The organism is Salipiger sp. IMCC34102, assembly GCF_004145405.1.
GTDB lineage: Bacteria > Pseudomonadota > Alphaproteobacteria > Rhodobacterales > Rhodobacteraceae > Loktanella.
On sequence record NZ_SELQ01000006.1, the window covers coordinates 58,244 to 70,203 of the forward strand.

General features: G+C 65.8%; 17 protein-coding genes. 5 read left to right on the forward strand and 12 right to left on the reverse strand.

What is annotated here, in order from left to right:
* Positions 1-58: 58 nt before the first annotated feature.
* Genes flhA through EU805_RS12945 form a run of 4 tightly spaced genes read left to right on the forward strand, consistent with a single transcriptional unit; the run spans position 59 to position 4,393 of the window.
* Entirely contained in the window at positions 59-2,146 is a 2,088-nt protein-coding gene (gene flhA, locus EU805_RS12930) for a flagellar biosynthesis protein FlhA (protein WP_129764406.1), read from the forward strand.
* Positions 2,143-2,925, forward strand: coding sequence for a flagellar biosynthetic protein FliR (locus tag EU805_RS12935; RefSeq protein WP_129764407.1), 783 nt, complete (start codon positions 2,143-2,145; stop codon positions 2,923-2,925). Before flhA ends, EU805_RS12935 begins: the two co-directional genes overlap by 4 nt.
* A complete protein-coding gene (locus EU805_RS12940) occupies positions 2,922-4,004 on the forward strand; it encodes a flagellar biosynthesis protein FlhB (protein ID WP_129764408.1) in 1,083 nt (360 codons plus the stop codon). Before EU805_RS12935 ends, EU805_RS12940 begins: the two co-directional genes overlap by 4 nt.
* A complete protein-coding gene (locus EU805_RS12945; protein WP_129764409.1) occupies positions 4,001-4,393 on the forward strand; it encodes a hypothetical protein in 393 nt (130 codons plus the stop codon). Before EU805_RS12940 ends, EU805_RS12945 begins: the two co-directional genes overlap by 4 nt.
* 20 nt (positions 4,394-4,413) lie before the next feature.
* Here EU805_RS12945 and EU805_RS12950 read toward each other — a convergent pair whose 3' ends face one another.
* The 9 genes from EU805_RS12950 to EU805_RS12990 are packed head-to-tail and all read right to left on the reverse strand — an operon-like array spanning position 4,414 to position 8,951.
* Positions 4,414-4,929: a flagellar basal body-associated protein FliL gene (locus EU805_RS12950; protein WP_129764410.1), complete on the reverse strand. Its 516-nt coding sequence runs from the start codon at positions 4,927-4,929 to the stop codon at positions 4,414-4,416.
* 21 nt (positions 4,930-4,950) lie between these two features.
* Positions 4,951-5,682, reverse strand: coding sequence for a flagellar basal body L-ring protein FlgH (gene flgH, locus EU805_RS12955; RefSeq protein WP_129764411.1), 732 nt, complete (start codon positions 5,680-5,682; stop codon positions 4,951-4,953).
* Complete coding sequence (flgA, locus tag EU805_RS12960; protein ID WP_129764412.1) at positions 5,669-6,085, reverse strand: flagellar basal body P-ring formation chaperone FlgA; 417 nt, start codon at positions 6,083-6,085, stop codon at positions 5,669-5,671. The genes flgH and flgA overlap by 14 nt, the downstream gene beginning before the upstream one ends.
* The gene (gene flgG, locus EU805_RS12965; RefSeq protein WP_129764413.1) at positions 6,082-6,867 is read right to left on the reverse strand and encodes a flagellar basal-body rod protein FlgG; all 786 of its coding nucleotides are present in this window, start codon (positions 6,865-6,867) and stop codon (positions 6,082-6,084) included. The genes flgA and flgG overlap by 4 nt, the downstream gene beginning before the upstream one ends.
* 16 nt (positions 6,868-6,883) lie before the next feature.
* Entirely contained in the window at positions 6,884-7,600 is a 717-nt protein-coding gene (locus EU805_RS12970; RefSeq protein ID WP_129764414.1) for a flagellar hook-basal body complex protein, read from the reverse strand.
* A 3-nt stretch (positions 7,601-7,603) separates the two neighbouring features.
* Positions 7,604-7,873: a flagellar biosynthetic protein FliQ gene (locus EU805_RS12975; protein ID WP_129764415.1), complete on the reverse strand. Its 270-nt coding sequence runs from the start codon at positions 7,871-7,873 to the stop codon at positions 7,604-7,606.
* Positions 7,873-8,154, reverse strand: a complete 282-nt coding sequence (fliE, locus tag EU805_RS12980; protein ID WP_129764416.1) for a flagellar hook-basal body complex protein FliE — start codon at positions 8,152-8,154, stop codon at positions 7,873-7,875. Before fliE ends, EU805_RS12975 begins: the two co-directional genes overlap by 1 nt.
* A 26-nt stretch (positions 8,155-8,180) precedes the next feature.
* The gene (gene flgC, locus EU805_RS12985) at positions 8,181-8,561 is read right to left on the reverse strand and encodes a flagellar basal body rod protein FlgC (RefSeq protein ID WP_129764417.1); all 381 of its coding nucleotides are present in this window, start codon (positions 8,559-8,561) and stop codon (positions 8,181-8,183) included.
* 9 nt (positions 8,562-8,570) lie between these two features.
* Complete coding sequence (locus EU805_RS12990) at positions 8,571-8,951, reverse strand: FlgB family protein (RefSeq protein ID WP_129764418.1); 381 nt, start codon at positions 8,949-8,951, stop codon at positions 8,571-8,573.
* Between the two features lie 82 nt (positions 8,952-9,033).
* On the opposite strand from EU805_RS12990, the gene EU805_RS12995 reads away from it, so the two are divergent.
* A complete protein-coding gene (locus tag EU805_RS12995; protein WP_129764419.1) occupies positions 9,034-10,350 on the forward strand; it encodes a FliI/YscN family ATPase in 1,317 nt (438 codons plus the stop codon).
* Here EU805_RS12995 and EU805_RS13000 read toward each other — a convergent pair.
* From EU805_RS13000 to flaF, 3 genes are read right to left on the reverse strand one after another with little or no spacing between them, the layout of a single operon-like run.
* A complete protein-coding gene (locus tag EU805_RS13000) occupies positions 10,336-11,154 on the reverse strand; it encodes a DUF1217 domain-containing protein (RefSeq protein WP_242494157.1) in 819 nt (272 codons plus the stop codon). The genes EU805_RS12995 and EU805_RS13000 overlap by 15 nt on opposite strands.
* Positions 11,154-11,558, reverse strand: coding sequence for a flagellar biosynthesis repressor FlbT (flbT, locus tag EU805_RS13005; protein ID WP_129764420.1), 405 nt, complete (start codon positions 11,556-11,558; stop codon positions 11,154-11,156). The genes EU805_RS13000 and flbT overlap by 1 nt, the downstream gene beginning before the upstream one ends.
* Positions 11,558-11,920, reverse strand: a complete 363-nt coding sequence (flaF, locus tag EU805_RS13010) for a flagellar biosynthesis regulator FlaF (RefSeq protein WP_129764421.1) — start codon at positions 11,918-11,920, stop codon at positions 11,558-11,560. Before flaF ends, flbT begins: the two co-directional genes overlap by 1 nt.
* Between the last annotated feature and the right edge of the window lie 40 nt (positions 11,921-11,960).

Here is an 11,960-nt window from a genome sequence, read left to right on the forward strand (position 1 = left end):
GCAGAATGCCGGTTGCCACGATCGCCCGTCTCGAACTGTCCTGCGTTCGGGGACCGTTATGGACCTGACCCTGTCCGGAAGAATCTTCCAGCCCACGGTCATGCTGGCGCTGGCGTTGATGGCGGTGATCGCGATGATGATCCTGCCGATGCCCGCCTGGGTGCTGGACGTGGGGCTGGCCGCGTCCTTCGCCCTTGCAATCCTGATCTTCACCGTGACGCTCTTCATCGATCGCCCGCTCGATTTCTCGGCATTTCCGACCGTGCTTCTGGCTTCGCTGATGCTGCGGCTTTCGCTCAACGTCTCCTCGACGAAGCTCATCATCGGTGAAGGGCATACCGGGACCGCGGCCGCCGGGGACGTGATCGAGGGCTTCGCCATGTTCGTGATGGGCGGAAATGCCATTCTGGGGGTCGTCGTCTTCTGCGTCCTGCTGATCGTGAACTTCGTTGTCATCAACAAGGGCGCCACCCGCATGGCCGAAGTCGGCGCCCGTTTCGCGCTGGACGCAATGCCGGGCAAGCAGTTGGCGATCGACGCGGACATGTCGGCGGGCGCCATCGATCATGCCACGGCCAAGGAACGGCGCGAGCGCGAGCAGGCGGAGACGACGTTCTTCGGCTCGCTCGACGGTGCATCGAAATTCGTCAAGGGCGATGCGGTCGCGGGGCTGCTGATCACCGGTCTGAACCTCGTGGTCGGGCTGGTCATCGGGATCTTCGTGATGGGCATGCCAGCGACCCGGGCGATGGAGACCTATGCCATCCTGACCGTGGGCGACGGGCTGGTCAGCCAGATTCCCGCGGTGGTGATCTCGATCGCCTCGGCGCTGCTCCTGGCCCGCGGCGGGGCCACGGGACCAACCGACGTCGCCCTCGTGGGACAGTTGGGCCGACACCCGGCGGCATTGGCGACGGTCGCCACGCTGATGGCGCTTTTCGCGATCATCCCCGGCTTGCCCTTCGTCCCCTTCATGGCCGGTGCGGTCGTGGTGGGGATCTGTGCCTGGCGTGGCGTCCGCCTGGCGGCGCAACAAAAGGAAGAGCCGGAGCAGGAAGCCTTCGATGCGCCTGCCCCCGATAGGTCCTTAGGCGACATGCTGGACCTCGACGATATCCAAGTGGAGTTCGCCCCGGATCTGGTGGAGATGGTCGTCGACCAGGGAACCGGACTCGATGCGCGGATCGTCAACATGCGCAAGCATATCGCCACCGGCTTCGGCGTGCTACTGCCGGAAGTGCGATTGACGGACAATCCCGCCTTTCCGCCCGGGACCTACGCCGTCCACGTGCACGGGGTCGAACAGGTACGCGACATCCTGCGCCCCGACCGCGCGCTGGTCCTCTTGTCCGAGGAGGAGAGCCTGCCGCTCAACGGTGAAAGCGTGGCGGAACCTGTCTACGGCGCGCCCGCGATGTGGGTTTCGGCCGCGGAACAGGAGCGCGCGGCCTTGGCCGGTTTGACCACCGTGCAACCCGCCGAGGTTCTGGCCACCCACCTTCTGGAAGTGGTGAAACGCAATTTTCCGCGACTGCTCACCCACAAGGCACTGCGTCGCCGCCTGGACGAGATGGTCCAGCTCTCCGACGCCAGGCGGGCGGAAGCGAACCGCAAGCTTCTGGACGAGTTGATGCCCGACCGCGTCCCGATGGACGTGCTGCTGGGCGTTCTGCGCCAGCTTCTGGAGGAACGCGTGTCGATCCGCAATCTTCCCCTCATCCTTGAAGCGACGGCAGAAGCGCGGCAATCGCATCCCACCGTCGAAGGCATGGTGGAATTCGTTCGCCAGCGTCTGGGCTTCCAACTGGTTGCGGACCTTCGCCGCCCCGACGGCACGGTGCCGCTGATCCAACTTGCACCGGAATGGGAAGATACCTTTGCCAGCTACGAGGTGCGGACCGACCGGGGCGGCAGCGCCGATGTTGCCCTGCCCCCGGAGGAGTTCAACAAGTTGGCCGACGGCATTGCCGAAAAGCTGGACGAGGCCGCGTCGCAAGGCACCCTGGCCGCGGTGGTGACCTCGGTTCGACGCCGGCGCTTTTTGCGCACGGTCATGGCCGCCCGTGGCATGCTCAATCCCGTCATGTCCTTCGAGGAGATCGGAATCGACGCCCGCCCCGCCCTCGTCGGACTCGTGCCGTCGTGATCGCGGATCTCGCCGGACTGCTGGGGCTGTCGCAAAGGCTCTTGTGGACCGGCTTCGTCGTCTTCCTGCGCGTCGGGGCACTTGCGGCGCTTCTGCCGGCTTTCGGGGAACAATCGATCCCGGTTCGGGTCCGTCTTGGCCTTGCCTTTGCATTCACCGTCGTCGTGCTGCCCTCGATTGCGCCCGACATCCCGCAGATCCCGCAGAGCGCCACGGCGTTGGTGGCGATCCTGGGGACGGAGGTCCTGGCTGGTCTGTTCTTCGGGCTTCTCTTGAGATTCTTCGTGCTGGCCTTGCAGATCGCGGGCACCGTTGCGGCCCAATCCACATCCCTCAGCCAGATTTTCGGCGGATCCGCCGGGGTCGATCCGCAACCGGCCATCGGTCGCGTGCTGGTCACGGCAGGACTGGCGCTGGCGGCGGCGATGGGTCTGCATACCGATTTCGCCGCCTACATGATCGAGACCTATGCCTTGGTCCCGATCGGCCAAGCGATGGATCCGACCGTCGTCGCGGACCTCGGCTTGGCGGCGGTCAGCCACGTCTTTGCCCTGGGGTTCACGCTGGCCGCCCCCTTCGTGATCTCGTCGCTCGTCTACAATGTCACGCTCGGCGTCATCAATCGCGCGATGCCCCAGTTGATGGTCAGCTTCATCGGCGCCCCGGCGATCACCGCAGGGGGGCTCTTGCTGCTGGCGGTCTGCGCGCCGCTGATGTTGGAGGTCTGGTTGTCGGCCCTGCGCGTCGTCGTGGATGATCCCGCCGGGGCCTTCCGATGAGCGAGGAAGACCAGAGCGACAAGCAGCACGAGGCGTCCCAGAAGAAGCTGGACGACGCGCGCAAGAAAGGCGAGATCGCGAAGTCCAACGACCTGATCACGGCGGCTTCCTATGCGGGGTTGCTCCTCGCATTGGTGGCCCTTGGCTCGGGGCCGTTCCTGTCGGCCGCCACGAGCCTGCGGGGTCTTCTGGATCACGCGGATCGCCTTTCCGCCCTGGCCTTGGACGGCGGCGTGCAACCGGTGATGGGCGGCATCCTGCTGCCCGTGGCAGGTGCTATGGCCGCCTGGTTCACCTTGCCCGCAGGGCTGGCTTTGCTGTGCATCCTGGCGCAGAGGGCCTTCGTTCTGGCACCCACAAAGATCGCGCCGAAGCTTTCCCGGATTTCGCCCATCACGGGGGCCAAGAACAAGTTCGGCCGCCAGGGGCTGTTCGAATTCGCCAAGAGTTTCGCCAAGCTGATGCTCTATAGCACGGTCCTTGGCGTCTACCTGTTGTCGCAGAAGGATCGGATCGTGGCTTCCACGACCCTGTCTGCGGGCCAGGTCGTGGTGGAGCTCGGGCGCATGATGACCACGCTTCTCGGCATCGTCCTGTGCATCGCGGCGGCGCTCGGGATCGTGGATTATCTGTTTCAGCACGCGGAACACCAGCGCAAGAACCGCATGTCCCGCAAGGAAATGACCGACGAGGCGAAATCCTCCGAAGGTGACCCTGCCATGAAGCAGCGCCGCCGCCAGAAGGGTATCGACCTCGCGATGAACCAGATGCTGCAGGACGTACCGGAGGCGAGCGTCATCGTGGTGAACCCCACGCATTATGCCGTGGCCTTGAAGTGGGCCGCGGCGGCTGGAACCGCGCCGGTCTGCGTGGCCAAGGGCACCGACGAGATTGCCGCCCGCATACGGGAAGTGGCGACGGAACACGCCATTCCGATTCATTCCGATCCGCCCACCGCGCGCGCACTCTTCGCGACGACCGAAATTGGACAGGAGATCGCACCGGATCATTACCGTGCCGTGGCCGCGGCGATACGCTTTGCCGATGACATGCGCCGTCGCATGCGGGGCCGCCGATGACGCCCCGTCAGGCCGCAGAGCTTGCCCGGATCGCCCAGGTGGCGTTCCAGGCCGATCGCGCCCGGATGGCAAAGGTGCAGCGGGCCGAGCAGCGACTTCGCGCACAGCTTGACGAGATCAAGGCGCAGGAACGTCAGGCCCGCGACCGTGCGGCACAAGCGCCGGACGCTATGGCGTTGGCGGGGGGCGACCGCCTCTGGCACCAGTGGATCGAGGGCCGGCGCACGACCATCCAGACGGAGCTTGCGCAGCTCTTGGCGCGCAAGGCGGATTTGCAGTCAGAGCTGAGAGCTTCGTTCGGACGCAAGGCGGCGGCCGAAGCCCTGGAGGCGCGCGCCGTCACGCTGGTCCAAAAGGACCGAGACCGCCGAAACACATGGTCGGACTAGGTCGACCGTCGGCGCTCGGCTCAGACGTCCTGGCGCACGATATCGAGGACCAGCACGTCGAGGGCCGTCTCTCCGACGATATCCCGGGCAGAGCGTAGCAGATCCTCGCGCAGTACCTGCATCTTGTCGTCGTGTGTATAGTTGCCGGTGAAGCCGCCGATGTTGGCATGGGCGAACATGTCCTGCAGAAGCCGGTCGCGCAGGCGCGGTTCCTTGGCGAAGACTTGGTCCATTTCGCCTTCCGGCACCTCGATGCTGACCGTGACCAGCATCATGGCCCCCAGCGCCTCGTCCTCGATCACCGGGACGAGGAATTGTTTCTCAAGCAAGGCATATTCCGTCGCCGCCTCCGGTTCGATCGGCAGGACCGCCTCTGCCGCTTCAGGCCCCGACGGACCGCAGGGGGCAGTGGCTTCGTCGAGTTCCGGCAAGGTTTCGGCTGGGTCTTCGGGTTGCGCGCGTGTGGCGTAGGCCGCCCCCCCGCCGATGCCTGCACCGACCAAGATCATGCCGAGTGGCAAAAGGAATTTCTTCATCTCGAGGGGTCCTTTCGCGGCTTAGAAGGGGAGCACGGCTTCAAGCGCCTGCTGTCCGTAACGGGGTTGCACGACGTCGGTGATCTGACCGCGCCCACCGTAAGAGATGCGAGCCGAGGCGATCTTGTCGTAGGTAATCTCGTTCTGGCGGGTGATGTCGGTCGGCCGCACGAAGCCCGAGACCGTCAGCTCGCGCAACTCGAAATTCACGCGCACCTCCTGCTGGCCGGCGATGGACAGCACGCCGTTGGGCAGCACGTCGACCACCGTGGCGGCGATCCGAAGCTCCAACTGCTCGTTGCGACTGACGGACCCCTGCCCTTGCGCGCTGGACGAGGATTCGAGGCCCACCGCGCTGCCGAGGGTGGCCCCCTCGGGCAACCTGTCCTCGAGGCTCTGCGGCAGACCGAAGAGGTTCGGCATCCCCAACGACTGGCTGGCCGAGCGTGACCGGTCGCCGGAGTTGGTGATCTCGGCGCTGTCGTCGATCTCGATCACGACTGTCAGTATATCGCCCTGCTGCATCGCGCGACGCTCGCCCAGAAGAGAGCCACGGTCGCTGGTCCAGAGGGAGGCCGTTTCGCCCGGGAAAGACGGCGTGTCGTCTATGGCCTGCGGCAAAGCGTAGGTCACCATGGCCGTGCGGTCCGCGGTGGCGGCGATCGAGGTCAGTTCCGGCGTGCGTCCGACCTTGGTGGTGGAACAGGCCGCACAGCCCAGCAGGCTGAGAAGGATCAGGTTACGGCGCAACATAGGCGGCTCCATCGGCGGAAACGCGGGCGCTGACGGTCGCGCGCGAGGCAAGGTTCATGACGCGCAGGATTTCGCCTTCCCCCGCGCGGCCGAGCGCCCGTCCTTCCGTGGCGATCCGCAAGCCGCCCACGTCGTAGATAAGCGGCACGATCTGGTTCCGGTCGATCAACGCCGGCGCGCCGACATCCGCCGGCCGCACGGGGCGGCCCGCGTAAAGCGAGGTCCGCGCCTCCATCCCGATCAGAAGAAGGGGATCGTCTGTGCCACCGGGAACATCGATGGCCTGAACCAGAAGGTCGTCGGGTCCGATGAGCGTTTGCGCGGGAATCGTCCGCGCGGCTATGACCGTATCGGCCTGGGCCGGACTGGCGAGCAAGGTCATCAGGGCAAGCGCACGGATCATCGGATCTGCACCATCGCACTGAGCATCTGGTCGCTGGCGGTGATGATCTTGGAGTTCAGCTCGTATCCGCGCTGGGCCGCGATGAGGTCGGTCACCTCCTTGACCGGATCGACGGAGCTTTCCTCGAGGTAACCTTGGCGGAGGGTGCCAAGGCCGTCCTCCCCCGGGGTCGCGACCAGCGACGGGCCGGAGGCGTTGGTTTCGAGGAACAGGTTCGAGCCGACCGCCTCCAACCCCTTGGGGTTGGTGAAGTTGGCCAGGGACAGCTGACCGAGGGCGGCGGGCTGCACGTCGCCCAGGAAATAGGCCCAAACTTCGCCTTGGGCATTGATCGACAGGCTGCGCACATCCTCGGGAACGGTGATGTCGGGGACGACGGGGTGGCCGTCGGCGGTCACGAGCTGTCCTTCCCCGGTCAGCTTCAAGGCGCCGTCGCGGGTGTAGGCTGCGGTGCCATCGGGAAGGGTGACCTCGAGGTAGCCGGCCCCTTCGATGGCGATGTCCAGCTCCCCGCCGGTGGCCGCCAGCGAGCCCTGTTCCAGCATCATGCTGACGGACGTCGGCCGCACGCCCAGGCCCAGTTGGATGCCCGTCGGCAGGATCGCCCCGTTCGAGGCGTTGATCGTACCCGGACGGGCCATCTGCTGATAGTGCAGGTCGGCGAATTCGGCCCGGCGGGCGTTGTAGCCGGTGGTCGACATGTTCGCGAGGTTGTTCGATATGACCTCGACCCGCATCTGCTGGGCGGTCATGCCTGCGGCGGCGATCTGTAAGGCGCGCATTACACGTCTCCTGTAGTTAGCGGCCCATGGCCTGGATGACGCCGCGGATGCGGTCATCCTCGAGTTGCATGAAGCTTTGGCCCAGCTCGTAGGCGCGCTGCACCTCGATCATGCGGGACATCTGAAGGATCGGGTTCACGTTGCTGACTTCGAGGAACCCTTGAAGCACGCGGGCCTGCGGGGCGGGTTCGACGCCCGCTGGCGCGTCGAACAGGGTGCCGGTCTGGCGGCGCAGCTCGTCGGGATCGAGCGGCACCACGAGGCCGATCTGCCCGATCGCGCGCCCCTCGGCGCTGATCGTGCCGTCCGCGGAAATGCCCACCGGACCCGCATCGTTCGGCACGAAGACCGGCGCGCCGCCCACGTCGAGAACCGGGTCCCCGTCCGACGTCATCAGCGTGCCGAACCCGTCCGAGGTAAAATGCCCTGCGCGGGTCAGGCGCGGTCCCTCTGCCGTTTCGACCAGGAAATATCCGTCCCCCTCGATCGCCAGGTCGAAGGTCCCGTCGGTCCGTGACAGCGTGCCCTGTGCCTGGTTCGTCGACTTGATCCGGGCGGCAGCCATCGACAGGTCCCCGCGTTCGTGATCGAGGCTGCTGATGTATTCGGAAAAGACCATGCCTTCGGCCTTGAACCCCGTGGTCGAGGCATTCGCCACGTTGTTGGCCACGATCCGCATTTCCGACAGAAGGCCGCTCTGGCGGGTGAGGACGGCATAGGTCGCGTTGTCCATCGGTCAGCCTCCGGCGATGGTGGGAACGAGAGCGATCTGGAAGAAGCTCACCAGCCGCTCGGTCATGAATGCCATCGTGATCCAGAACACACCGACGATGGCGGCGAGTTTCGGCACGAAGGTCAGCGTCATTTCCTGAATGGACGTCAGCGCCTGGAAAAGGCCGATCGCCAGTCCGACGATCAATGCCACGCTCAGGATCGGCACAGAGATCGACAGGCCGATCCACAGTCCCTGCCGAAGCGTGTCGTAGAACTCGGACGCGGTCAGCATCAGATCGGCATCCGCAGGATTTCCTGGTAGGCCTCGACCACCTTGTCGCGCACCGTTACCGCGGTCTGGACCGCCAGTTCGGTCTGCGCCAGGGCCTGCACCAGGCTGTGCGGATCGCCGCCCCCGGTCATCGAGGACATCGCCTGCTGTTCGGACGCCTGCAGCGTGGACATGAAGTCCTGCGCCGCCCCCGCCATCTGCGCGGCCGCACCGGGTTCGGGTTTTGCAGCGGCAAGGTTGCTCGCGTAGTTCTGCGCGACGAGCGTGTTCCGGATATCCATGTCGATACCTCTTTTGCTTGATGTTTCTATCTGCGGAGAAGGTCGAGAAGGCCCTGGTTCATCTGGCGAACCTGATCGAACATCTTGAGGTTGGCTTCGTAGCTGCGCTGGGCTTCGCGTGCGTCCGTGACCTCCATCAGAAGGTTCACGTTCGACCCCTCGTAGTAGCCGCGTTCGTCGGCCATGACGTGGCCCGGGTCGTAGACCTGCGGCAGAGGCGTGCGGTCCAGTTCCATCCGGCCCACGCGCACGGCGCCGCTGTCGCGGACCGCCTCGAACGAGATGGTCTTGCGGCGGAAACCCGGCGTGTCGGCATTGGCGATGTTCTCGGACACGTGGCGCAGGCGGGCGGCCTGCGCGCGCATGCCGCTGGTGATGATGGACCGTGCATCGGCGAAATCAGTCATGGTCGCCCCCTATCGCCCGATGCTGGTCCGCAGGACCGTCATCGCGTGGCCGTAGACCGTCAGGGCGCGCCGGTGATCGCTCGCCACCTCTGCCGCGCCCAGAAGTTCATCCTCGAGCGAGACGGTGTTGCCATTGGGGGATGGTTCGCTGCCGCTGTCGACCAGCCGGGCCCGCCCGGTGACGTCCTCGCGGATCATGTGCGTCGGACGCGTGGTGCGCTGCGTGATTCCGCTCATGCCGCCAAGCGTATCGGTAAAGGATTCCAGGCTTTGCGCGCGGTAGCCCGGCGTGTCGGCATTGGCGATGTTGCGCGCGATCTGGGCCTGTGCCTGACCGGCGTGGCGCGCCATGTCGGCGGACAGCCTGAAGACTGCGAGCGGTTCGTTCATCGGGGATTCTCCCTTTTGGCGATGCACGAAGGATTAAGGGTGATTCCTTAAAAGAAGGTGAGTTGAGCCGAGGAAATCGACCATGACCGATCCATTCGACCTGCTGGGCCGCGCCCTGAGCGATCTTGATTGCCGGTCGCCCGGCGCGCGGATCACCGCGGTCGGGGGGGCAAGCGTGACCGTGGAAGGGTTCGGTCGCCTTCCGCGACTTGGCGACCGATTGCGCGTCCTGACGCCCGCGGCGGCGGTCATGGCGGAGGTCGTCAAGCTCGACGAAAAGCGCGTCGAGGCCATCGTGGAGGGAACCACCGCCGGGCTGCACGTGGGCCAGACGGTCGCCCATGTCGGGCGGCCCAGGCTGCGGCCGGGGGACCATTGGATCGGTCGCGTGGTCGATCCTGACGGTGCGCCGCTCGACGGTCGCCCCCTGCTGCCGGGCGCAGAGGCGGTCGAGGTCCGCCGCGACCCGCCTGCGGCCCACGGACGGCGTGGCTTTGGGCCCCGCCTGAGCACCGGCGTGGCGGCGCTGAACACGGTGCTGCCCCTCGTGCGCGGCCAGCGGATCGGCATCTTCGCGGGCTCCGGCGTCGGAAAATCGACCTTGCTGGGCAACCTCGCCCGCGGGGTCGAGGCCGACGTGATCGTCATTGCACTGGTGGGGGAACGTGGGCGCGAAGTGCAGGATTTCGTGGCCAACGTCCTTGGCCCGGAGGGGATGGCGCGCAGCGTCCTGGTCGCCGCGACCTCGGACCGGGCGCCACAGGTCCGGCGGCGCTGCGCCCAAACCGCGACGGCCGTGGCCGAGCACTTTCGGGACCGTGGCCAGCAAGTGCTTCTCCTGATCGATTCGGTGACGCGTTTCTGCGAAGCGCATCGCGAAGTGACCGTCGCCGCAGGAGAGACGGCAAACCTGCGCGGACATCCCGCTTCCACCGCCGGAATGGTGGCGCATCTGTGCGAACGGGCAGGCCCCGGGACGGCAGAGATGGGCGACATCACGGCGATCTACACCGTGCTCGTCGCCGGCTCCGACATGGAGGAGCCGGTCGCGGACATGCTGCGCGGGGTTCTCGATGGCCACATCGTGCTTTCCCGCGAGATCGCGGAACGCGGCCAGTTTCCCGCCATCGACGTCCCCCGCAGCGTGTCCCGTTCCTTGCCGGACGCGGCCAACCGGGCCGAGAACGAAACGATCCGGGAGGTCCGCCGCGCCCTGTCCCTTCACGCCGAATCCGAGATGATGATCCGCGCGGGGCTGTATCAGGCCGGATCGGATCCGGCGCTGGACCATGCGGTCGCCATCAAGGAACAGCTCGATGCGTTCTTGTCGATCATCGACAAATGCACACCGGAAATCCACTTCCGCCAACTCAGAAAGGCGCTGTCAGAATCCCGGTGAAAGGAGCGGCTTGCGCGGAATGGCCTGGACAAGCGCCAGGGCGACGGTCGCGCCGTTGGCCTGTGCCACCCGGGCGGCCTCCGAGCGGACGAGGAACAGGCGCACCAGGTCCTCCTGCGTCTTGTCGCTTTGCAGGTCGGCGACTTGATCGGTGCCGAACGTCTTCTTCGCGCTGGTCTTGAAGGCCTCGAGCTGCAGGTCGATGTCGATCTGCGCCAGCGAACCGGGCAGGTTCAGAGCCTTCTCCATGACGGCGCGCACGGGGGGATCGCCCATGATGGCAAACCAGCGACCGTCGTTCGTCCTGGTTTTCTCGACGATCTGCGACAGGCCCGTGCCGAGGTTCAGCGCGCTGCGCATGTCGTTGTCCTGCGCCCCGACGGCGCGTTCGAACTGCTGACGTTCGAACTGGCTCACCATCCGGTCCGCGAACCCCGGATCGCCCGTGCGCACACCAAGGGAGGACCCGAACCCGAAGGCATCGCTCAACCGACGGTAACGGTCGTCCGACAGGCGGCTGGCCAGGCTCTCGCGGCTTTCGGTCCCTTCCGAGAGGATCTTCTGGATGAAGAACGTGTTGTCCAGATCCTCGTCCAGCCCGAAGGCGCCCAGCGCCACCTGCAAGAGCTGACGGTCCTTGACCAGATCCTCTGCCGTGGTGATGTCCGCAATCCGCTCGCGGAAATGATCGGTCTGTCGTTCGATCCGCGGGGAAGCGGCAAACGTCTCCTGCTGGGTGTCCAGCGTGCGTTGCAGGAAGGTCCAGCCGACATACCCGGTCAGGGGAAGGATCGGCTGGAACATCAGCTCGCCCGCCCGGCCATGAGCGTGGTTTCGATGTCGAGCAAGCCGCGCAAGGACTTGAGGACGCGGTAGAAGTCGCCCTCTTCCAGCGCCTTGCTGGCGGCGGTCAGGCAGTCCTGCCCCTCGTGCCCGCAGAGTGCGGCCTTGAGTTGCGCTATTCCCTGGCGCAATTGCGCGGTGGAGGCTTCGATGCCGACGTCGCCGGACAACACGAGCTGGGCGATGTAGCACACCCGGCGGACGGGTGTGTTCGCCTCGTCCGGGCGGATCGCGTCGCGCAGGCGCAGGATGTTGGCATTGGGTGTGACGATCGACAGCTTGCTGCGGCGATGCCCGTTCTCGATGACGGCGCCGTTGATCAGCACGCGCTCGTAGGGGCTGAGTTTCAGGACAAGGCCCGACATCAGTGCGCTCCGACACCGTTGAGACCGCGGATCACCGCCGTGTTGATGTCGATAAGCGGCTCCAGCCCAACCTTACCCTTGAGAAACTGCGCTCCGTGCTGCTCGCTGAACTCTGCGAGGTAGAAGATCTGGGCGCGCAATTCGGGTGCAAGCTTGTTGTCGGCCGCGCTGACGTCCGCGGCCATCGTCGTCCAGAACCGGCGGTTTTCGTGCACCGCGGCTGCGGCCTTGGGGAAATCGGAGCCCGCCTGGGTCAACCGGGCGGTAATACGGGTCAGAAGCTGGGCTTCGACCGCTCTTTCGGTCTTCAAGGCAGGTCGGACAGGCGCGTAGGCCTGCCGGGCGAGATCGATGGCGTTCACATCGGGTCCTTTCGGGACAGGGGAGAACGGGAGCCGGATT